The organism is Nonomuraea sp. NPDC050663, assembly GCF_044456985.1.
GTDB lineage: Bacteria > Actinomycetota > Actinomycetes > Streptosporangiales > Streptosporangiaceae > Nonomuraea.
This window is the reverse complement of sequence record NZ_JBITGL010000002.1, coordinates 626,373-646,446: the sequence shown is the minus strand read 5'-3', so window position 1 is coordinate 646,446 and position 20,074 is coordinate 626,373. Positions and strand designations below refer to the sequence as shown.

Annotated in this window: 21 protein-coding genes; 17 read left to right on the top strand and 4 right to left on the bottom strand. The window is 69.5% G+C overall.

All coding sequences use genetic code 11. From position 1 onward, the window contains the following. Positions 1-2: 2 nt before the first annotated feature. Together lpdA and sucB are read left to right on the top strand one after the other, a co-directional pair. Positions 3-1,379 carry a dihydrolipoyl dehydrogenase gene (lpdA, locus tag ACIBH1_RS07725; RefSeq protein WP_397312796.1) on the top strand — a complete coding sequence of 459 codons (1,377 nt, stop codon included), beginning with the start codon at positions 3-5 and terminating at the stop codon, positions 1,377-1,379. 28 nt (positions 1,380-1,407) lie between these two features. Beyond that, positions 1,408-2,913 carry a 2-oxoglutarate dehydrogenase, E2 component, dihydrolipoamide succinyltransferase gene (sucB, locus tag ACIBH1_RS07720; RefSeq protein ID WP_397312795.1) on the top strand — a complete coding sequence of 502 codons (1,506 nt, stop codon included), beginning with the start codon at positions 1,408-1,410 and terminating at the stop codon, positions 2,911-2,913. Between the two features lie 73 nt (positions 2,914-2,986). On the opposite strand, the gene ACIBH1_RS07715 is transcribed toward sucB, so the two are convergent. Next, positions 2,987-3,577 carry a TetR/AcrR family transcriptional regulator gene (locus ACIBH1_RS07715; protein WP_397312794.1) on the bottom strand — a complete coding sequence of 197 codons (591 nt, stop codon included), beginning with the start codon at positions 3,575-3,577 and terminating at the stop codon, positions 2,987-2,989. A gap of 50 nt (positions 3,578-3,627) precedes the next feature. Between ACIBH1_RS07715 and ACIBH1_RS07710 the strand changes: the two genes are divergently transcribed. Next, on the top strand, positions 3,628-4,587 hold the full coding sequence (locus ACIBH1_RS07710) for a GNAT family N-acetyltransferase (RefSeq protein ID WP_397312793.1): 960 nt from the start codon (positions 3,628-3,630) through the stop codon (positions 4,585-4,587). Here ACIBH1_RS07710 and ACIBH1_RS07705 read toward each other — a convergent pair. Beyond that, positions 4,584-5,147 (bottom strand): TetR/AcrR family transcriptional regulator, encoded by a 564-nt coding sequence (locus ACIBH1_RS07705; protein ID WP_397312792.1) that lies wholly within the window; start codon positions 5,145-5,147, stop codon positions 4,584-4,586. The genes ACIBH1_RS07710 and ACIBH1_RS07705 overlap by 4 nt on opposite strands. Positions 5,148-5,229: 82 nt before the next feature. Between ACIBH1_RS07705 and ACIBH1_RS07700 the strand changes: the two genes are divergently transcribed. The 9 genes from ACIBH1_RS07700 to ACIBH1_RS07660 all read left to right on the top strand — a co-directional run bounded on the left by ACIBH1_RS07700 (position 5,230) and on the right by ACIBH1_RS07660 (position 13,806). After that, positions 5,230-5,634 (top strand): organic hydroperoxide resistance protein, encoded by a 405-nt coding sequence (locus tag ACIBH1_RS07700; protein ID WP_397312790.1) that lies wholly within the window; start codon positions 5,230-5,232, stop codon positions 5,632-5,634. Between the two features lie 9 nt (positions 5,635-5,643). Further along, positions 5,644-6,525, top strand: coding sequence for a TIGR01777 family oxidoreductase (locus tag ACIBH1_RS07695; RefSeq protein ID WP_397312789.1), 882 nt, complete (start codon positions 5,644-5,646; stop codon positions 6,523-6,525). Between the two features lie 68 nt (positions 6,526-6,593). Then, positions 6,594-7,313: a Type 1 glutamine amidotransferase-like domain-containing protein gene (locus ACIBH1_RS07690; protein WP_397313103.1), complete on the top strand. Its 720-nt coding sequence runs from the start codon at positions 6,594-6,596 to the stop codon at positions 7,311-7,313. A gap of 14 nt (positions 7,314-7,327) precedes the next feature. After that, positions 7,328-8,008, top strand: coding sequence for a lipoyl(octanoyl) transferase LipB (lipB, locus tag ACIBH1_RS07685; protein WP_397312788.1), 681 nt, complete (start codon positions 7,328-7,330; stop codon positions 8,006-8,008). A gap of 13 nt (positions 8,009-8,021) precedes the next feature. Further along, positions 8,022-8,879 (top strand): hypothetical protein, encoded by an 858-nt coding sequence (locus ACIBH1_RS07680; RefSeq protein ID WP_397312787.1) that lies wholly within the window; start codon positions 8,022-8,024, stop codon positions 8,877-8,879. Between the two features lie 18 nt (positions 8,880-8,897). Next, positions 8,898-9,827: a lipoyl synthase gene (lipA, locus tag ACIBH1_RS07675; protein WP_397312786.1), complete on the top strand. Its 930-nt coding sequence runs from the start codon at positions 8,898-8,900 to the stop codon at positions 9,825-9,827. 92 nt (positions 9,828-9,919) lie between these two features. Next, positions 9,920-12,307, top strand: a complete 2,388-nt coding sequence (locus tag ACIBH1_RS07670) for a beta-glucosidase (protein ID WP_397312785.1) — start codon at positions 9,920-9,922, stop codon at positions 12,305-12,307. A 63-nt stretch (positions 12,308-12,370) separates the two neighbouring features. Continuing rightward, entirely contained in the window at positions 12,371-13,045 is a 675-nt protein-coding gene (locus ACIBH1_RS07665) for a DUF4191 domain-containing protein (RefSeq protein ID WP_397312784.1), read from the top strand. Beyond that, on the top strand, positions 13,045-13,806 hold the full coding sequence (locus ACIBH1_RS07660; RefSeq protein WP_397312783.1) for a class I SAM-dependent methyltransferase: 762 nt from the start codon (positions 13,045-13,047) through the stop codon (positions 13,804-13,806). The genes ACIBH1_RS07665 and ACIBH1_RS07660 overlap by 1 nt, the downstream gene beginning before the upstream one ends. A gap of 9 nt (positions 13,807-13,815) precedes the next feature. On the opposite strand, the gene ACIBH1_RS07655 is transcribed toward ACIBH1_RS07660, so the two are convergent. Beyond that, entirely contained in the window at positions 13,816-14,316 is a 501-nt protein-coding gene (locus tag ACIBH1_RS07655) for an RDD family protein (RefSeq protein ID WP_397312782.1), read from the bottom strand. Positions 14,317-14,404: 88 nt separating this feature from the next. Between ACIBH1_RS07655 and ACIBH1_RS07650 the strand changes: the two genes are divergently transcribed. The 4 genes from ACIBH1_RS07650 to ACIBH1_RS07635 all read left to right on the top strand — a co-directional run bounded on the left by ACIBH1_RS07650 (position 14,405) and on the right by ACIBH1_RS07635 (position 18,805). Then, the gene (locus ACIBH1_RS07650; RefSeq protein ID WP_397312781.1) at positions 14,405-15,484 is read left to right on the top strand and encodes a hypothetical protein; all 1,080 of its coding nucleotides are present in this window, start codon (positions 14,405-14,407) and stop codon (positions 15,482-15,484) included. A 100-nt stretch (positions 15,485-15,584) separates the two neighbouring features. Further along, positions 15,585-17,009: a type I glutamate--ammonia ligase gene (gene glnA, locus ACIBH1_RS07645; protein WP_397312780.1), complete on the top strand. Its 1,425-nt coding sequence runs from the start codon at positions 15,585-15,587 to the stop codon at positions 17,007-17,009. A gap of 161 nt (positions 17,010-17,170) precedes the next feature. Beyond that, complete coding sequence (locus ACIBH1_RS07640) at positions 17,171-17,539, top strand: hypothetical protein (RefSeq protein WP_397312779.1); 369 nt, start codon at positions 17,171-17,173, stop codon at positions 17,537-17,539. 588 nt (positions 17,540-18,127) lie between these two features. Beyond that, complete coding sequence (locus ACIBH1_RS07635; RefSeq protein ID WP_397312778.1) at positions 18,128-18,805, top strand: HIT domain-containing protein; 678 nt, start codon at positions 18,128-18,130, stop codon at positions 18,803-18,805. 11 nt (positions 18,806-18,816) lie between these two features. On the opposite strand, the gene ACIBH1_RS07630 is transcribed toward ACIBH1_RS07635, so the two are convergent. Beyond that, positions 18,817-19,224, bottom strand: coding sequence for a RidA family protein (locus tag ACIBH1_RS07630; protein ID WP_397312777.1), 408 nt, complete (start codon positions 19,222-19,224; stop codon positions 18,817-18,819). A gap of 67 nt (positions 19,225-19,291) precedes the next feature. Here ACIBH1_RS07630 and ACIBH1_RS07625 point away from each other — a divergent pair, with 67 nt between their 5' ends. Further along, the gene (locus ACIBH1_RS07625) at positions 19,292-19,900 is read left to right on the top strand and encodes a TetR/AcrR family transcriptional regulator (protein ID WP_397312776.1); all 609 of its coding nucleotides are present in this window, start codon (positions 19,292-19,294) and stop codon (positions 19,898-19,900) included. Positions 19,901-20,074 lie beyond the last annotated feature (174 nt).

Genomic DNA, 20,074 nt, shown 5'->3' with positions numbered 1-20,074 from the left:
TCATGAGCAATCCTGTGGCCTATGACATCGTCGTCCTGGGTGGCGGAAGTGGCGGCTATGCCTGCGCTCTGCGAGCGGCCGAGCTGGGCAAGTCCGTCGCGCTGATCGAGCGTGACAAGATCGGCGGCACCTGCCTCCACCGCGGGTGCATCCCCACCAAGGCGCTGCTGCACTCGGCCGAGGTGGCCGACGAGACGCGCGAGAGCGAGGCGTACGGCGTCAAGGCCCGTTTCGAGGGCATCGACCTGCCGGGCGTGCACGCCTTCAAGGACAAGATCATCACTCGCGCCTGGAAGGGCGTGCAGGGCCTGCTCAAGTCCGCCGGCGTCACCGTCATCGAGGGCGAGGGCCGGATGGTCGGCCAGCGGCAGATCCAGGTCAACGGCGAGATCGTCGAGGGCGCCAACGTCGTGCTGGCCACGGGGTCGGCGCCGAAGTCGCTGCCCGGTCTGGAGATCGACGGCTCGAGGGTGATCACCAGCGAGCACGTCCTGACCATGGACCGCCTGCCCGCTTCGGTGATCGTGCTGGGCGGCGGCGTGATCGGCGTCGAGCTGGCCAGCGTCTACCGCTCCTTCGGCGCCGAGGTGACCATCGTCGAGGCGCTGCCGCACCTGCTGCCGACCGAGGAGGAGTCCAGCTCCAAGCTGCTGGAGCGGGCCTTCCGCCGCCGTGGCATCAAGTTCGAGCTTGGCGTCTTCTTCGAGGGCGTCAAGACGACCGACACCGGCGTCGTGGTGACGCTCGCCAACGGCAAGACGTTCGAGGCCGACCAGCTCCTGGTGGCGGTCGGCCGCGGCTCGGTGAGCGCGGGGCTGGGCTTCGAGGAGCAGGGTGTCACGGTCGAGCGGGGTTCCGTCGTGGTCGACGACCACTGCCAGACCTCGGTGCCAGGCGTCTACGCCATCGGCGACCTGATCCCGACCCTGCAGCTGGCGCACGCCGGTTTCGCCGAGGGCATCCTGGTCGCCGAGCACATCGCGGGACTCGACCCGGCGCCGATCGACTACGCGGGCGTGCCTCGTATCACCTACTCCGACCCCGAGGTGGCCTCGGTGGGCATCACCTCGGCCCAGGCGCGCGAGCGCGGCATGGAGATCGTCGAGCAGGTCTACGACCTGGCCGGCAACCCCAAGAGCCAGATTCTCGGTACGGCTGGCGCGGTCAAGGTCATCGCGCAGAAGGACGGACCGGTCGTCGGTGTCCACATGGTGGGGCGCCGCATCGGCGAGCTCGTCACCGAGGGGCAGCTGATCTACAACTGGGAGGCGCTCCCTTCGGAGGTCGCCCAGCTGATCCACGCCCATCCGACCCAGTCGGAGGCTGTCGGCGAGGCCATGCTGGCTCTCGCGGGCAAGCCGCTCCACGTACACAACTAACAGGCCCTCGATAGCGAGAGATAAAACGATGCCGGTTTCTGTACAGATGCCCCAGCTCGGTGAGAGCGTGACCGAGGGCACGGTCACCCGTTGGCTGAAGAAGGAGGGCGAGCGCGTCGAGGCCGACGAGCCGCTCCTCGAAGTCTCGACCGACAAGGTCGACACGGAGATCCCGTCTCCGGCCGCCGGTGTGATCACCAAGATCGTGGTCCAGGAGGACGAGACCGTCGAGGTCGGCGCCGAGCTCGCCATCATTGACGAGAACGGCACCGCCGGCGCCTCCGCTCCGGCGCAGGAGCAGGCCCCGGCCGCGCAGCCTGAGCCCGAGCCCCAGCCGGAGCCCGAGCCCGCTCCCGCGGCCTCCTCGATCCCGCAGCCCGCGCCGGAGCAGGCCCAGGCTCCCGCGCCGCAGCAGGAGGCCCCGCAGCAGCAGGCTCAGCAGCAGCCCGCCCCGCAGCAGGCCCAGCAGCAGGAGCAGTCCTCGCCGATCGCGACGACTCCGGCCAGCGCGCCGGCTCCGCTGCCGTCGTCCGGTGAGAGCCCGTACGTCACGCCGCTGGTGCGCAAGCTCGCCAGCGAGCACGGCGTCGACCTCAACTCGCTGACCGGCACCGGCGTGGGTGGCCGCATCCGCAAGCAGGACGTCCTGGAGGCCGCCAACGCCCAGCGTGAGCAGGCCGCTCCGGCCGCCGCTCCCGCCGCGCAGGCCCCCGCTGCCCAGGCTCCGGCTCCGGCCGCCCAGGAGCAGGCTCCGGCTCCGGCCGCCGCCCAGGCGTCCGCGGCTCCCGAGTCGGTCGAGGTCGACACCACGCTGCGTGGCCGCACCGAGAAGATGACCCGCCTGCGGGCCACGATCGCCAAGCGCATGCTGGAGTCGCTGCAGACCTCCGCGCAGCTCACCACGGTGGTCGAGGTCGACGTGACCAAGATCGCTCGCCTGCGCGACCGGGCCAAGGCCGACTTCCAGCGCCGTGAGGGCGCCAAGCTGTCGTTCCTGCCGTTCTTCGCGATGGCCGCGGTCGAGGCGCTCAAGCAGCACCCGAAGCTCAACGCCACGATCAACGACGAGACCAACGAGGTGACCTACTTCGACGTCGAGAACCTCGGCATCGCGGTCGACACCGAGAAGGGTCTCATCGTCCCGGTCGTCAAGGGCGCCGGTGACCTGAACCTGGCCGGTCTGGCCAGGAAGATCGCCGACGTGGCCGACCGCACCCGCACCAACAAGATCAGCCCGGACGACCTGGCCGGCGGCACGTTCACGCTGACCAACACCGGCAGCCGCGGCGCCCTGTTCGACACCCCGATCCTCAACAAGCCGCAGGTCGGCATGCTGGGCACCGGTGGCGTCGTCAAGCGTCCCGTCGTGGTCGACACCCCCGAGGGCGAGGTCATCGCCGTGCGGTCGATGGTCTACCTGGCGCTCACCTACGACCACCGCCTGGTCGACGGCGCCGACGCCGCGCGTTTCCTGACCACCATCAAGAAGCGCCTCGAGGAGGGCCGCTTCGAGGCCCAGCTCGGGCTCGCGTAACACCGCCTGACGACGAGAGGCCGGGTGCGACCTTCGTGGTCGTGCCCGGCTTTTCCGTTGTTCGGGGAGCGGCTCAGGGGCGCAGGGACGCCAGGTGGTCGTCCAGGAGCCGCAGTTGCCGTTCCGGGGGGAAGGCCTCGCCCTCCAGCAGGACCTGGACGATGAGGCCGAGCACGAACGACTGCAGCCCCGCCGCCACCTCTCCCGGGTCGCCCTGCGCCACCTCGCCTCGTTGCTGCGCCACTTCCACGTGCCGCTGGAGCCGTTCGCGCGAGCGCCGGTAGCGGGCCGCGTGCCCGGCGGCCAGCTCGGGGTCGCCCAGCGCCGCGTCCCAGGAGCTGACCCAGACCCGGTTGGAGGCCACGGACTGCGCCGTGGTCGGCAGGATGTCGGCGAGCATCGCGCGCACCCCCGCCAGGCCCTCCCCCGCGTCGGGCGAGGGCCGGGGCCGGCTGGTGCGCTGCTCGTCGAGCACCTCGAGCGCGTAGGCCACCAGGTCCCGCTTGCTCGGGAAATAGTGCGTGAGCAGCCCGGTCGTGGCCCCCATCTCGGCGGCGACCGCGCGCAGGGTCAGGCCGCCGAAGCCGTGCGCGGCCAGCACCCTCATGACGGCTCCCGACACCTCGCGGCGGCGGGCGTCGTGGTCTCCCTTGTGGCGCGGCATGCCGGAAGGATACATTCGCACAACGCTTGTTATGTAAACGGAAGGCCGCCATGTTCGCCCTGTCCCTGCCGGGCCACGCCCAGCTGCGCCCGCTTGAGCCGTACCACGCCGAGGAGTTCGCCGCCCACCTCGACCGCGCCCGCGCCCACATCGCGCCGTGGGTCGGCGAGAGCTTCGTCGCGACCGGCCTCGACGGCGCCCGCGGGGTGCTGCAGCGCTATGCCGACGACCAGGCGGCCGACCGGCGGCGGCTGTTCGGCATCTGGCTCGACGGGGTCCTGGTCGGCGGCACGATGTTCGTCTCGTTCGACGCCGTGTCCGGGGTGTGCGAGCTGGGCTGCTGGCTGGAGCCGGCGGCCGAGGGGCGCGGGCTGATCACGCCGGTGACGCGCATGATGATCGACTGGGCGTTCCGCGAGCGCGGGCTGAGCCGGGCCGAGTGGCGCACGCTGCCTGACAACGCGCGCAGCGTCGCCGTGGCCAAGCGCCTGGGCATGAGCCTGGACGGCACCCTGCGCCAGGTGCTGCCCGGCAGGGAAGGGCCGCGACGCGACGTGCAGATCTGGTCGGTGCTGGCCTCGGAGTGGCCGCACGACGACGGCCGCTCAGCGGACAAGGACGAGCTCGACCGGCTCGCCGCCGCCTTCCTGGGCGCGTTCGACAACACCGGCGGCAGGCGGCCGGATCTGGAGCGCCTTCGCGAGGTGTTCATGCCGGAGGCCAGGATCATCAAGAACCTCGGGGCGCGGCCGGTCGTCCAGGACCTCGACGCGTTCATCGAGCCCCGCCGGCGCATGCTCACCGATGGGACGCTGACGGACTTCTCCGAGTGGGAGGTCGCCGAGCGCACCGAGATCCACGGGAACGTCGCCCACCGCTTCAGCCACTACCGCAAGGCGGGCCGCCTCGACGGCGAGGCGTTCGAGGGGGCGGGGCACAAGACCACCCAGTTCGTCCGGACGGCGGACGGCTGGCGGATCAGCTCCATGGCCTGGGACGACGAGGCCTAGGAGACCGGGCCGAGGAGCCGGGTGACGGCCTGGCGCACGATGGCGCGCACGTCGGCCGGGTCGTCGAGGTTGGCGCCGACGGCGATGCCGTCGCGCACCAGCATCAGCATCGAGGCCGTCGCCACGGGGTCGGGGTCGCCCATGGCGGCGAGCGCCGAGCGGAACTCCTCGTGGAACCACCGGCGGTGGGCGTCGACCGCCTGCCGTACGGGATGGTCGCGTTCGGGGTACTCGGCGGCGACGTTGATGAACTGGCACCCGCGGAAGCCGGGCAGCGCGCCGATCTCGCCCATGGCGTCGAAGACGCGCAGCAGCCGCTCGCGCGGCGCGGTCTCGGCGACCAGCGCCATGGCCTCCCGCTGGGTGCGGGCCTGCTCCTCGACGTAGGCGTGGACCAGGGCGTCCTTGCTCGGGAAGTGGTGGTAGAAGGTGGCCTTCGCCACCGCCGCCTCGGCGATGATCCGGTCGATCCCGACCGCGTGGATGCCCTCGGCGTAGAACAGCGCGCTGGCCGTTGACAGGACCCGCCGGCGGGCCGGGGACGCGATTCGAGTGGACACACCTTGACGATACCAGACAGATCTGTCTATTGTGGGCGCATAGCCAGACAGACCTGTCTGTTCAATTCTTCAGGGAGACTACATGTACACGGCGATCGGCACGGCGAACGGGCGCGAAGGCCGCGGAGTGACCTCGGACGGCAAGCTCGACGTCAAGCTCTCACTCCCGGCCGAGCTGGGCGGCGACGGCTCGGGCACCAACCCCGAGCAGCTGTTCGCGGTCGGCTACGCATCCTGCTTCACCAGCGCGATGCAGCTGGTGGCCAAGCAGCAGTCGCTGGAGATCGGCGACGCGTCGGTGACCGCCGAGATCGAGCTGAACAGCAACGGCAAGGGCGGCTTCGGGCTGGCGGCCACGCTCCGGGTGGAACTGCCCGACCACATCACCGCCGAGCAGGGCCACGCTCTCGTCGAGGCCACCCACCAGGTGTGCCCGTACTCCAACGCGACGCGTGGCAACATCCCGGTCGAGCTGGTGATCGAGTAGAAAGGTCGTATGGCGATCGTTGTGGCCGGGGCCTCTGGCCTGCTCGGCACCGCGCTGATCGGCGGCCTGCGGGCCGCCGGCCTGCAGGTGACCAGACTCGTACGGCAGGCGCCGGCATCCCCTGACGAGGCACGCTGGGATCCGGAGAGCGGGCACGTCGGCGACGACGTCCTGCGCGGCGCCGAGGGGGTGGTGTGCCTATCGGGCACGCCGATCAACCGGCGCTGGAGCGAGGACGCCAAGCGCGACATCGTCCAGAGCCGCCTGCGCAGCGTGGGCACGCTCAGGCAGGCGATCGAACGGCTCGACGACCCGCCCGGCGTCTTCGTCACCGCGTCGGGCGTCGACTTCTACGGCGACACCGGCGAGCTGACCATCGACGAGAGCGCGCCCAAGGGGCGCGGCTTCCTGGCCGACCTGTGCGAGCAGTGGGAGGCCGCGGGCGACACCCCAGCGGCGAGGAACGCCCAGCTGCGCACCGGGCTGGTGCTCACCGGGAAGGGCGGAGCGCTCAAGCCCATGCTGCCGATCTTCAAGATGGGGCTGGGAGCGCCGCTGGGCGACGGAAAGCAGTGGTGGTCGTGGATCACCGTCGACGATTGGGTCCAGTCAACCCTGCATATCCTGAAAAATCCGGAAATAAGCGGCCCTGTCAATCTCACCGGCGTCAATCCGGTCACCAATCGGGAATTCTCGCAAATCCTGGCCAAAGCGCTAAAACGCCCCATGATGCCGATCGCTGTGCCGAAAACCGCGCTCAAACTGGGCCTGGGCGACTTCGGCGACGAGGCCCTGCTGTCCAGCCACCGCATTATCCCGAAAAAGCTGGTTGACAGCGGCTACACGTTCGCCCATACCCACCTCGATCAGGCGCTGGCCGCCGTACTCTAACCAGGCGGGCGAGGCGAGGCGGTAGGGTGCGCCTGTTCTACGAGCACTACCAGTGGGAGTTCCAAACGATGAGCAGCGGCCAGTCTCACATTCTCGCCATCGGCGGAGGATCCTTCCGCCCCAGTGAGCGATACGGCTTCATCGAGGCCAGTCCCCTGCTGCGCTACGCCCTCGACCTGACCGGCCAGGACCGCCCCAAGCTCGGCCTGCTCGCCACCGCCACCGGCGACAACGCCGACTGGCTGCTGAAGATGTACGGCGCGTTCGCCGGATGGGACGTCGAGGTCAGCCACCTGACCGTCTTCCCGATGCCCAACGTCGCCGACCCCCGGCAGTGGATCCTCGAGCAGGACATGATCTACGTCAGCGGCGGCAGCGTGGCCAACCTGGCTGCGCTGTGGCGGCTGCACGGTCTCGACGAGGCGTTCGCCGAGGCCTGGAAGGCGGGCGTGGTGTTGTCAGGGCAGAGCGCGGGAGCGCTGTGCTGGCACGTGGGAGGCAACACCGACTCCTTCGGGCCCACGCTGCAGGTCTGGGCCGAGGGCCTGGGCTTCCTGCCCTACTCCTGCGGCGTCCACTACAACTCCGACCCGCAGCGGCGCGAGCTGCTGCAGGCGTCGGTGGCCAGCGGCGAACTGCCCGAGGGCTACGCCGCAGACGAGGGTGTGGGGCTGCACTACGTCGGCACGGAGTTCATCCAGGCCGTCACGGTCGACCCCGAGGGCTACGCATACAAGATCGAAAGGGACAAGGAGTTCAGGATCGAGCCTCGGCTCCTTACGGGCTGACTTACCCTTGATATGTGCACACCGGTCCCTCCCGTCTCGCGATTGTCCGCCTTGGGGTTGACGTCCCCTTCGAGCAGGCTTGGCAGTTGCAGCGCACCGTCCACGCCCAGCGCGTGGCCGGTGAGGTGACCGACACGGTCCTGTTCCTGGAGCACGCGCCCGTCTACACCGCGGGCAGGCGCACCGCCGGGCACGAGCGGCCCGACGACGGCACGCCCGTCGTCGACGTCGACCGGGGCGGGCGCATCACCTGGCACGGCCCCGGACAGCTCGTCGCCTATCCGATCATGCGGGTCACCGACGCGCGCGACTACGTCGGGCGGCTCGAGGAGACGATGATCCAGGTCTGCGCCGACTTCGGGGTGACCGCCCGGCGCATCCTCGGACGCGCCGGCGTCTGGGCGACCGGCGACGCCGCGCTCGGCCTGCCCGACCGGCAGCTGGGCGCGGTCGGGGTGCGCCTGGTCAAGGGCGTGTCGATGCACGGCATGGCGCTCAACTGCGCCAACGATCCCCGCTGGTTCAACCGCATCGACCCGTGCGGCATCGCGGGGGCCGGGGTGTCGAGCCTGTCGGCGGAGACCGGTCGGCGCATCGTGGTCGACGAGGTGATGCCGATCGCCGAGAAGCGGCTGGCGGAGATGCTCGGGCGCGAGCCGTACGAAATGCACGAAGAAGACCTGAGGCGGGTGTAGTTATCATCGCGCTGTGAAGCGCGTCACAACCGTCGTCCTGGCCTTATCCGTCCATCTCACGACTCTCGCCTTCCTGCTGCTCGGCCTCTGGGTGATCCTGGTCAACCGCACGTTGTGGCCCGCCTGGCTGCTGGGCGGGCTGCTGATCGCCGTCGGCGTGCTGCTGCGGCCCAGGCGGCAGCGGGTGCCCGCCGACGCCGAAGTGCTCGACCGGGCGCTGGCGCAAGTGCTGTACGGCACGGCGGAACGGGTGGCGCACGCGTGCGGCGCGCTCCAGCCGAAGGCGGTGGCGATCAGGGACCTGGGCACCACCAGCGAGTACGTGCGCGGCGTGCTGGTCATCGGCCTGCCCGCCTGGCTGACCCTCTCCCCCGCCGAACGGGCCGAGCACCTGAGCGAGGTCTTCCGCCGCCGCGACCGCGGCCTGCTGGTCGAGAGCGCCCTGGCGACGCTGGAGGCCTGGCGTGACGCGCTGCTGCACTCCGCTCCGCTGAGCAGCCGCGTCGAGGCCAACACGCAGATGAGCTCCACCATCAGCCTGGGAGCGCCCGACACCACCTACGAGGTGACCGGCATGCTGGGCCGTACGCTGGGCCGGGTGTTCGCCGGCCCGGTGCTGCTGGCCGAGCGGGGGCTCACCGCGCTGGCCGGCCCGCCCGCGGCGCCGCGCCCGCTCGACTCGCGCAGGATCGCCCCCATCCAGGCCGCGGCGCTGCGGGGCGAGAGCGTGGAGGCCATCAGGCGGGGCGTGCTGGAGCGGGTTCCCGAGGGGACGAACGCCCTGCTCACGGACGAAACGTCGGCCGCGATAGATCACGAGCTGAGCAGGCATTACGTCCGGGCGGTACGCGGGTTCGGCCTGATCTCGTGATGGACGTAAGCTGAGAACGTGACAGTTGCTCCTGATGGTCGCAAGCTCCTCAGGCTTGAGGTGCGCAACGCCCAGACCCCTATCGAGCGCAAGCCCCCGTGGATCAAGACCAAGCTGAAGACGGGTCCCGAGTACACCGAGCTGAAATCCTTGGTGCGCCGCGAGGGCCTGCACACGGTCTGTGAAGAGGCGGGCTGTCCGAATATCTACGAGTGTTGGGAAGACCGCGAGGCGACCTTCCTCATCGGCGGAGACCAGTGCACGCGGCGCTGCGACTTCTGCCAGATCGACACCGGCAAGCCCAAGGAGTACGACAAGGACGAGCCCCGCCGGGTCGCCGAGTCGGTCCAGCAGATGGGCCTGAAGTACGCCACGGTGACCGGTGTCGCCCGCGACGACCTGCCCGACGGCGGCGCGTGGCTCTACGCCGAGACCGCGCGCCAGATCCACGAGCTGCTGCCCGGTTGCGGCGTCGAGCTGCTGGTCCCCGACTTCAACAATGTCGACGAGCAGCTGGAGGAGGTCTTCTCCAGCAAGCCCGAGGTGTTCGCGCACAACATCGAGACGGTTCCGCGGATCTTCAAGCGCATCCGGCCCGCGTTCCGTTACGAGCGCAGCCTCGAGGTGATCACCAAGGCCCGCCGCGCCGGGCTGGTCACCAAGTCGAACCTGATCCTCGGCATGGGCGAGACGCGCGAGGAGATCGTCGAGGCGATGCGCGACCTGCACGAGGCCGGCACCGACCTGCTGACGATCACGCAGTACCTCCGCCCGACGCCGCGCCACCATCCGGTGGAGCGCTGGGTCAAGCCGGAGGAGTTCGTGGAGCTCCAGGCGGAGGCCGAGGCGATCGGGTTCGCCGGGGTGTTGTCGGGGCCGCTGGTCCGCAGCTCCTACCGGGCGGGCAAGCTCTACAAGCAGGCGATCGAAGCCAGACAGAACGTCTGAGAACAGGCCGCTCCCCAAGGGGAGCGGCCTTTTTTATAACCTGAAGGTAACAAACCTAGCTAGTACTCGGTTAGACGTATAACACTGGTCGCGTGGATTTCGACGCACTCATCTCCAAACTGGACCTCGCTACCAAGGTCAACCTGCTCACCGGCGCCGACATGTGGTCGCTGCCCGCCGTCCCCGACATCGGGCTCAAGCGCCTGGTGATGAGCGACGGCCCCATCGGCGTGCGCGGCGAGCAGTGGAGCTCGGCCGACCCGTCGATCGCCATGCCCAGCCCGACCGCGCTGGCCGCCACCTGGGACGTGGACCTGGTCAGGCAGGTCGGCGGCCTGCTGGCCCAGGAGGCCAGGCGCAAGGGCGTGCAGGTGCTGCTCGCGCCCACCATCAACCTGCACCGCAGCCCGCTGGGCGGGCGGCACTTCGAGTGCTTCTCCGAGGACGTGCACCTGACCGGCGAGATCGGCGCGGCGTACGTGGAGGGCGTGCAGGGCGGCGGGGTGGCCACCACGCCCAAGCACTTCGTGGCCAACGACTTCGAGACCGACCGCTTCACGGTCGACGTCAAGGTGACAGACAAGGTGCTGCGCGAGGTCTACCTGCGCCCCTTCGAGCGGGTGGTGGGAGCCGGGGCCTGGGGTCTGATGACCTCCTACAACTCCGTGAACGGCACGACCATGTCTGAGCACTCCGACCTGGTCAACGGGGTGCTGAAGCAGGAGTGGGGCTTCGACGGCTTCGTCGTGTCCGACTGGACCGCGGTGCGCAGCACCGAGCCGGCGGCGGTCGGCGGCACCGACGTCGCCATGCCGGGGCCCCACGGTCCCTGGGGGGAGAAGCTGGAGGAAGCGGTCCGCGAAGGCCGGGTGCCGGAATCGGTGATCGACGAGAAGGTCCGCCGGATCCTGCGCCTGGCGCACCGCACCGGGGCCCTGGGCGATCTCGACGAGCCGGTCCGCGACGAGATCGACGGCATCGCGCTCGCCCGGGAGGTGGCGGCCCGCTCCTTCACCCTTCTCAAGAACGACGGCGGCGTGCTGCCGCTCGCCGGGGTCAGCAGCCTGGCCCTGATCGGCTCGGCCGCCGACGAGGCCCGCATCATGGGCGGCGGCAGCGCCCAGGTCTTCCCCGACAGGATCGTCTCGCCGCTGCAGGGCCTCAGCGAGCGCGCCGTCGAGGTGCGCTACGCGCTGGGCACCGACCCGCGCGTCAAGCTCTCCCCCATCGCCGCCGAGAGCCGCGCGTTCTTCCTCGACGCCTCCGGCGAGGTGCTGGCCGAGCACGCGGTGCCCAACTCCGAGGCGCGCTGGGTCGGCCAGGCCCCCTCGGACGTCGACGTGGAACGCCTGGCCGCGGTCGAGATCCGCACCCGCTACGCCGCCGACGTCGCGGGCGAGCACCAGTTCTCGATCTCCGGCGTGGGCCGCTTCACCCTCACCGCGGGCGACACGGTCGTCTTCGACGACTCCATCGCGCCCGACGGCGACGACCCGGCGGTGGCGTTCCTGCACGCGCCGGAGCGGCGTTTCCCCGTCACGCTCGACGAGGGCCAGAGCATCGAGCTGACCCTGCGCCAGCACTCGGTCTCGAGCTTCAACGGCATGGTGTTGATCATGTTCACGCTCGGCCACGCCAACCCGACGCTCGGCGAGGACGAGCTCATCGCGCAGGCGGTCGCCACCGCGGCCTCCAGTGACGTGGCCGTCGTGGTCGCCTCCACCACGCTGGAGGTCGAGAGCGAGGGCTTCGACCGCAAGAACCTCAAGCTGCCCGGCCGCCAGGACGAGCTGATCAAGGCCGTCGCCGCGGCCAACCCGCGCACGATCGTCGTGGTCAACGCGGGCTCGCCGGTCGAGATGCCGTGGTTGTCCGACGTCGCCGCGGTGCTGCTCACGTGGTTCCCCGGGCAGGAGGCCGGGCTCGCGCTGGCCGACGTGCTGTACGGCGACGCCGAGCCGGGCGGGCGCCTGCCCACGACCTGGCCGGTGACGCTGGAGGACTGCCCCGTCGTGGACGTCACCCCTGTCGACGGCGCCGTGCCGTACACCGAGGGGGTGTTCATCGGCTACCGCGCCTGGGCGCGGGCCGACGTCGCGCCCGCTTTCTGGTTCGGTCACGGGCTGGGATACACCGAGTGGAGCTACAACGCCGTGGAGGCGGGCACCCGAGCGCAGGAGCTCCCCGGGCACGTCCATCAACACATTTCTGTCACGGTCTCGGTGACCAACAGCGGCTCGCGGCGGGGTCGTGAGGTCGTCCAGGCCTACGTCTCGGGAGAGGGACGCGACCGTACGCTGGCCGCATTCGACGTGATCGAGGCCGGTCCGGGCGAAACGGTCGTCACCACGCTTTTCCTGCCTGAGCGGGCCTTCCAGGAGTGGGAGGACGGCGCCTGGCGCACGGTGAACGGCTCGTACACGGTCGAGGTGGGGCGTTCCTACGCCGACACCCGCCTCAGCGACCAGATCACCCTCTAGTACGGCACGACGGGCCTGCTCCCAATGCAGGAGCAGGCCCGCTTTCTCGATATCCTTCAGAGTATGGCGACGTCCGACGAGAAGCCGGGGCGCATCAAGCAGCTCCGCATGATCGCGAAGATCATCCAGCAGGCCAATCCCAAAGGGATGCCCATCGTCTTCCTTTCGGCGGTGGCCACGCTGGCTGTCGTCGTCGTGCTCGGCCTCGTGCTCGGGTTCATCTGGTATGCGATCCCGCTGGGTCTCATGCTCGCCGTCCTGGTCGGCCTGATCGTCTTCGGCCAGCTCGCCCAGAAGGCGCAGTACTCCATCCTCCACGGCCAGACCGGCGCCGCCGCCGCGGTGCTCCAGGGCATGCGCGGCAACTGGCAGGTCACCCCGGCCATCGCGGTCAACCGCGACCAGGACCTCATCCACATGGTGGTCGGCTTCCCGGGCGTCATCCTCGTCTCCGAGGGCCCCAAGAGCCGGGTGGGCAAGATGCTCGCCTCCGAGAAGAAGCGCGTGGCCCGCGTGGTGCTCGGCGTCGAGATCTACGACATCCAGTGCGGCGACGAAGAGGGCCAGGTGCCCATCGCCAAGCTGCAGCGCCACATCATGAAGCTGCCGCGCAACCTCAAGAAGCCCTCGGTCAACGAGGTCAAGGACCGGCTGCGCTCCCTGCCCAAGAACCTCCCGATGCCCAAGGGTCCGATGCCGAAGGGCACGCGCATGCCGCGCGGCCCGAAGATGCGGTAGTGCGGGTCTCCAGCGCCGCCAACCGGCACTGGTGGGACGGCAACGCCGACGACTACCAGGTCGAACACGGCGAGTTCCTCGGCGACTCCACCTTCATCTGGGGTCCCGAGGGCCTCGACGAGGCCTCCGTCGGCCTGCTCGGCGAGGTCAAGGACCGCGACGTCCTCGAGATCGGCTGCGGGGCCGCGCAGTGCGGGCGATGGCTGGTCTCCCAGGGCGCCCGCGTGGCCGCCTTCGACATCTCCCACCGCCAGCTGCGCCACTCCCAGCGCATCGACCTCGACAGCGGCCTGACGGTGCCGGTCGTCCAGGCCGACGCCGAGCAGCTCCCCTTCTCGACGGCCTCGTTCGACCTGGGCTGCTCCGCCTACGGGGCCATGCCGTTCGTCGCCGACCCGGCGGCCGTGCTGTCGGAGGTGCGGCGGGTGCTGCGGCCCGGTGGCCGCTTCGTCTTCTCCACCAGCCATCCGATCCGGTGGGCCTTCCCCGACGATCCCGGGCCTCGCGGTCTGACCTCCGACCGCTCCTACTTCGACCGCACGCCGTACACCGAGCGCGACGGTTCGCAGGTCACCTACATCGAGCACCACCACACGCTCGGCGACTGGATCGCGTTGATCGTCGCGTCGGGGCTGCGGCTGGAAGGCCTGGTGGAGCCGGAGTGGCCGGAGGGTCACACGGGCGTGTGGGGCGGCTGGAGCCCGCTGCGCGGCCGCCACCTGCCGGGCACCGCGATCTTCATCTGCGCCGCCCCGTCCTGACGGCGCCTTTCAGCTCCGCACGACCATCGTGTTGGAGGCGCGGTCGTGGATGCCGCGCTGGTCACGGTCGAAGATCAGGGCGGGTACGGCCAGGCAGAGCAGCACCGTGCGCACCAGCGTCGGGAACCAGGCGGGGCGCCCGCCGTCCATCGCGGCCACCCGGATGCCGAGCAGGCGGTGGCCGAAGGTCTGGCCGGTCAGGCCCACCAGAAGGAGATACTGCACGCCGAAGACGACCACCGGCACCCAGGGCGACTCGCCGGGGCTGATCCGCAGCAGCGCCTGGGTGATCGCCCACGTGCAGATCATCCAGTCGATGACCAGCGCGCCGATGCGCCGGCCGAACCGCGCGATCGACTCAAGGCCCTCCTCGGGCAGGCCCAGCCGCTCGCCCGGGTAGCCGAGATCCACCCCGGCCGATCGCACCCCGCCCAGCCAGGTCTGCGTCCATCGCGGACTGACCGGCTCGGACTTCTTCCGGGGTTTCTTGGACTGGGGGCCCTTGCTCATGTACTAACGGTATCCGGCCTGGTGGCCGGTCGGGATCGTGACCCAACCGCGCTTCACCCTGATATGCGCCGTCTGCATCATTGTCCCCATGTCGCACGGGGATGACATCGACGCACGATTTGCCGAGTTGATGGAGCAGTTCGACCAGGGGGATCGCCGCCGCATGCAGGCGGCGGCCACCAAGGCTGCCTCCAAGGCGTCGCGTCAGCGGCATCCCAGCGTGCGAGGCCATCGCCGGCGGAGGGCCTGGCTCGCGGTCTGGTCCGTGGTGGCGATCGTCACCGTGGCGGGGGTGATGGTCACGCTGCAGCCGGACTGGCTGGGCGCGGCCTCGCTGGAGGCCACCGGGCCGGTGCCGGAGGAGACCGCACCCGTGAGGATGGGGCCGCCGTCCGACGGGGAGGGTGCGGCGGAAGGCACGGCTGAGGGCACGGTGGAGGCGTCGGCGACGCCCACGGTCGCCCAGACCCCGGCCGGGCCGTTCGCCGGCTCGCCCGCAGAACAGTACGCCGACGGCGAGGCGGGACTGGTCCTGCCGAAGGCCAAGGCGATGGGCGGATTGTCGAAGAAGCAGGTGGCGGCCGGGATCGACCGGGTGCGAGAACTGCTCGCCGCCGCCCACCTGGACCGGCCCACGCTGATGGGAGGCAAGCCCAAGGCCTTCATGAAGCTGCTGGACCCCGCCCAGCGCGCCTGGTTCACCGAACATCTCGACCGGCGCAAGGGCGACCAGGCACGCAGGTGGGTCACCAGCTTCGCCCCCAAGACCGCCGAGTTGGTGACCGACGTGATCAAGGTGCACGGCAAGTCGAGTCTCGCCGCCTTCAAGGACCAGGCCGGGCGACGGGGCGTGAAGATCAAGACCAACTTCCTCTTCGTCTACGCCATCCAGCGCCCCGGCCAGCCCCACACCTCGACCCGGCTGATCGCACACGACATCGGCGAGGTCCTCCTCTACGCCAACGACGTGCGCTGGCTCCGCCTCTGGAACAACGGCGGGGTCACCGGCGCCCGATGCGACGCCAAGGACGGTTTCGTCCATCCCGCCTACGTCGACTCGGTGCCCGACGAGGAACAGCGCAAGGGCCGGGACAAGCCGCGCATCGACCCCTACGACCTCGACCGGGAGCGCCACCCGGGCGAGTGCCGGAAGGCCAGCAGGGTGTGACGCAAGTCTCCTTAACAACCTCGAAACAAACGAGACACGGTCCGGAAACCCCAGGGCTCTAGCGTCGGGCTGATAGCCCGTCCCTTGGGAGGTTTCGAGAGTGTTCAACTCCGCCGACGAGGTCCTTAAATTCATCGGGCAAGAAGAGGTGCAGTTCGTCGACGTCAGGTTCACCGACCTGCCCGGAACGACCCACCACTTCACCTTTCCCGTGGAGAATTTCAGCGCCAGCGTCTTCAGCGACGGCCTCATGTTCGACGGCTCGTCGATTCGCGGCTTCCAGGCCATCCACGAGTCGGACATGCTCCTGCTGCCCGACCCCAGCACGGCCGTGATCGACCCGTTCCGCCAGCACAAGACGCTGAACATCAACTTCTTCGTGCACGACCCGCTGACCGGCGAGGCCTACAGCCGCGACCCGCGCAACGTCGCCCGCAAGGCGGAGGAGTTCCTCAAGGGCACCGGCATCGCCGACACGGTCTACTTCGGGCCCGAGGCCGAGTTCTACATCTTCGACGACGTGCGCTTCGAGACGAAGCAGAACGCCTCGTTCTACTCCATCGACTCCATCGAGGGCGCCTGGAACACCGGCAAGGCCTCGGAGGGCGGCAACCTCGGCTACAAGCCCCGCTACAAGGGCGGCTACTTCCCGGTCCCGCCGATGGACCACTTCACCGACCTGCGCAGCGAGATGGTCCGCAACCTCATCGAGTGCGGCATCGACGTCGAGATGCAGCACCACGAGGTGGGCACCGCCGGCCAGGCCGAGATCGACTTCAAGTTCGGCACGCTGCTCAAGACCGCCGACAACTTGATGTTGTACAAGTACATCATCAAGTCCACGGCGCTGGAGTACGGTCACACGGTCACGTTCATGCCCAAGCCGATCTTCGGCGACAACGGGTCGGGCATGCACTGCCACCAGTCGCTGTGGAAGGACGGCGCGCCGCTCTTCTACGACGAGGTCGGCTACGCGGGCCTGTCCGACACGGCGCGCTACTACATCGGCGGCCTGCTCAAGCACGCCCCGTCGCTGCTGGCCTTCACCAACCCGACCGTGAACTCCTACCACCGACTGGTGCCGGGGTACGAAGCGCCGGTCAACCTCGTCTACTCCCAGCGCAACCGCTCGGCCTGCGTGCGCATCCCGATCACCGGGTCCAACCCGAAGGCCAAGCGCATCGAGTTCCGCGTGCCGGACCCGTCGTGCAACCCGTACTTCGCCTTCGCCGCGATGCTGATGGCGGGCATCGACGGCATCCGCAACAAGATCGAGCCGCCGGAGCCGGTCGACAAGGACCTGTACGAGCTTCCCCCGGAGGAGGCGCGCAACATCCCGCAGGTGCCCGGGTCGCTGGACAAGGTGCTCGACAACCTCGAGGCCGACCACGACTACCTGCTCGAGGGCGGGGTGTTCACCTCGGACCTGATCGAGACGTGGATCGACTACAAGCGCGTCAACGAGGTCGACCCGATCCGGCTGCGGCCGCACCCGCACGAGTTCGAGCTGTACTACGACGTGTGACGAGTAAGCATCCGGACACCCCCTACACCACGGTTGGTGTAGGGGGTTTCTGCTGCCCGAATGTCCGGCGCTCCGGCCGCATGCTCTCCCTCGGCGGCGCATGGACGTGCAGGTGGACGATCGCCTGTTCACTTCCGTCACTCCAGGGCAGGGGCTCCGTCATGACGAACGAGACCGATCTGACCGTTCGCGGCACAGCGCGCGCCCTGATCACCGCAGCGTTCACCGGGGAGAAGGAGCTGCTGGACTACGTCTTCGACACGATCGCCGACGACGTGGACCTTCCGTCCCTCGCCGACCACGTCATCGATCTGCACGTGATGATCGTCGGCATCATCTCCGATGAGCCGGGATTGAGAGGCATCGCGGCATCCGACGATCCCCCCGTGAGACCGGACCATGACCTCATGAGCGAACTCCTCGTCCTGGCGTTCTACTCGGCCGAGCTGCTGCGCATGCGATTCAGCGATGAGGCGGTCGCCTGGAAGGAGCTGCGGTCGCTCCTGCTTCTTGACGCAGATCAGGACTAGCAGGACTTGGAACCTCACGGAGCCATGATCACGCCTGCGGGAATCGGCGCCCGACATCGAGCCCGAAGTACATCACCCTCGTCTTGCCCAGCACCCTGACCGGTGTTGGCGCTGCGCTCGGCGACCACCACGAGAGCTGCCCTCGTGCACGGCTGTGGCGCCTTCACCGGAACCATGGTGCCGCTCCGCGCGCAGGTCGGTGGTACGCCGGCATGAGCGCCTGATCATCCAGGCGCGTCGGAGGTCGTGGGGGGAGCCCTGCCCCGGACATGCCCGGATCTCCGGCACCGCACGAGGTCTGTCAACCCGAGGCGACCAACCCGAGGCGACCAACCCGGCGCGACCAACCCGAGGCGACCGAGGACCGGGGCGACCGAGGACCGGGGCGCGGCCGGTGGCCTTTCAGGTGGACGGGCGTCTGTCGTGCTTGCCCGCCGTCGCAGCGCCCCGGTGCAAAACGTCGGGGGCGTCGCAGGCAAGCAGGACCTCGCAGACGAGGGCGTCCGCAGCTCGCCGGAGCGCCCGCTTGATCACCATTGTCGTGACTACTCACAGAGGCGAGCCCCCGGCGTCCATCACCATGGTGGGATGGAAGACTGCGCGTTCTGCCTGCCGAGGATCAAGCCCGACATCGTGCTCTCCGACCAGCTCTGCTACGCGATCTGGACCAAGCAGCTACCGGAGGGATCGGCGATGGTCATGCCCTTCGCCCATCGGCCGACCATGTTCGACCTGACGCCCGACGAGTGGAGCTCGACCCAACGGCTGCTGGACGAGATGAAGAGCCTGATCCTGCGCCACCATGACCCGCACGGCTGGAACGTGGGATGGAACGTCGGGGCGATCGGTGGCCAGTCCGTCTTCCACGCCCACTGCCACCTCGTTCCGAGGTATAGCGATGAGAGGTACGCGGGCCGTGGCATCCGCGCGTGGATCAAGGACCCGTCCAACCATCCTGGCGCCGACCACCGGGCCGATAGCGCAGCCGATTCCGCAGCCGACCACGGGGCCGGCCACAGGGCCGGTCGCGGCGCTAGCCACGCGTCCGACCACGGGGCCGGTCGCGGCGTTAGCCACGGCGCCGGTCACGACGCCGGTCACGACGCCGGTCACGACGCCGGTCACGACGCCAGTCACGACGCCAGTCACGACGCCAGTCACAGACCCGGTCGCGGCGTTAGCCACGGACCCGGTTACGACGCCGGTCGCGTGGCCGGTCGCGTGGCCCGTCACGGCGCCAGTCACGGACCCGGTCGCGGGGTCTGACGGCTCATCGCTCAGTCGAGCACCGCGGTGGCCTCGACCTCGACCATGAGGTCGGGCTCACCCAAGGCCGCGACGCCCAGGAGGGTGATCGGCTTGACCGGATCGACCCCCATCTTCTGCGCCGCCCGAGCGACCCCCTCCCCCAGCAGCGGGAACTTGTCCTCGCTCCAGTCGACGACATAGATCGTCAGCTTGGCCACGTCATCGAACGAGCCGCCGATCTCGGTCAGTGCGGTGCCCACGTTCAGATACGCCTGCTCGACCTGGGCCGCGAAGTCCCCTTCGCCGACCTTTCGCCCCTCGGCGTCCCTGGCGACCTGTCCGGCCAGGAACACCAGCCTCGAGCCGGTGGCGATCGAAAGCTGCCGGTACACGTCGGGCTTCGGCAGTCCGTCGGGGTTGATCAGTGTCACAGCCATGACAGCACTCACTCCTCTTCGTCGGTGCCTGTCCCCAAAACATAGCATTGCTATGTAATGTAGGGCTATGCCCCGGACGAAGGATCCCGCCATCCGCGCCCTGCTGATCGAGCGCGCCGCCCAGATGCTGAGTGCCCGCCAGCCGATCAGCCTCCGCTCGCTCGTCGCGGGCACCGAGGTGTCGACCATGGCCGTGTACACCTACTTCGGCGGCATGGACGGCTTGTGGAAGGCGATGCGCCAGGAAGGATTCACGCGCCTGGCGGCCAGGCTCTCCCGGGTCGCGATGTCCGACGACCCCGTCCAGGACCTCACCGCCCTCGGGTCGGCATATCTGGCCAACGCTCTGGACGAGCCCGACCTGTATCGCGTGATGTTCGACGCGACCTTCGACCTCGAAGACCCGCAGGCGGCGGACGACAGCCTGCACACGCTCGTCCACGCGGTCGAGCGGGCCAAGGCCGCCGGGCGCTTCCGTGACGACGTCCAGCCGCTGGAGCTGGCGACCCAGAGCTGGGTCATCGGGCATGGGCTGGTGTCGCTGGTCGCCACCGGGCCGCTGCCTCGGGAGGTGCTTGCCTACGGGGTTCCCATGATGATCGCGCTGTTCGTCAGCGCGGGTGACGAGCCCGGCCGGTGCCGGAGCTCGGTGGAGCGGGGGTGGGGGGTGGCTTGAGTGGTGACACACGGACCCGGCCGTGGAAGCCCCCCTCAAAGCCCGGCGCACCCGAAGCGGAACACCGGGCCACACGCGCGGGTTGCCGATGGCCCCCAGACCATCGGCCGCAAGCGTGGGGGTGGCCCGAAGGACCACCCTCCATAACCAGGCACAGCCCGAGCCCACCGGCGC

What these genes read in the sequence shown, in the direction of transcription:
- lpdA (WP_397312796.1), top strand. Translation starts at nt 3, where the DNA reads ATGAGCAATCCTGTGGCCTATGACATCGTCGTCCTGGGTGGCGGAAGT.
- sucB (WP_397312795.1), top strand. Translation starts at nt 1,408, where the DNA reads ATGCCGGTTTCTGTACAGATGCCCCAGCTCGGTGAGAGCGTGACCGAG.
- ACIBH1_RS07715 (WP_397312794.1), bottom strand. Translation starts at nt 3,577, where the DNA reads ATGCCGCGCCACAAGGGAGACCACGACGCCCGCCGCCGCGAGGTGTCG.
- ACIBH1_RS07710 (WP_397312793.1), top strand. Translation starts at nt 3,628, where the DNA reads ATGTTCGCCCTGTCCCTGCCGGGCCACGCCCAGCTGCGCCCGCTTGAG.
- ACIBH1_RS07700 (WP_397312790.1), top strand. Translation starts at nt 5,230, where the DNA reads ATGTACACGGCGATCGGCACGGCGAACGGGCGCGAAGGCCGCGGAGTG.
- ACIBH1_RS07695 (WP_397312789.1), top strand. Translation starts at nt 5,644, where the DNA reads ATGGCGATCGTTGTGGCCGGGGCCTCTGGCCTGCTCGGCACCGCGCTG.
- ACIBH1_RS07690 (WP_397313103.1), top strand. Translation starts at nt 6,594, where the DNA reads ATGAGCAGCGGCCAGTCTCACATTCTCGCCATCGGCGGAGGATCCTTC.
- ACIBH1_RS07665 (WP_397312784.1), top strand. Translation starts at nt 12,371, where the DNA reads ATGGCGACGTCCGACGAGAAGCCGGGGCGCATCAAGCAGCTCCGCATG.
- ACIBH1_RS07655 (WP_397312782.1), bottom strand. Translation starts at nt 14,316, where the DNA reads ATGAGCAAGGGCCCCCAGTCCAAGAAACCCCGGAAGAAGTCCGAGCCG.
- ACIBH1_RS07650 (WP_397312781.1), top strand. Translation starts at nt 14,405, where the DNA reads ATGTCGCACGGGGATGACATCGACGCACGATTTGCCGAGTTGATGGAG.
- ACIBH1_RS07640 (WP_397312779.1), top strand. Translation starts at nt 17,171, where the DNA reads ATGACGAACGAGACCGATCTGACCGTTCGCGGCACAGCGCGCGCCCTG.
- ACIBH1_RS07635 (WP_397312778.1), top strand. Translation starts at nt 18,128, where the DNA reads ATGGAAGACTGCGCGTTCTGCCTGCCGAGGATCAAGCCCGACATCGTG.
- ACIBH1_RS07630 (WP_397312777.1), bottom strand. Translation starts at nt 19,224, where the DNA reads ATGGCTGTGACACTGATCAACCCCGACGGACTGCCGAAGCCCGACGTG.
- ACIBH1_RS07625 (WP_397312776.1), top strand. Translation starts at nt 19,292, where the DNA reads ATGCCCCGGACGAAGGATCCCGCCATCCGCGCCCTGCTGATCGAGCGC.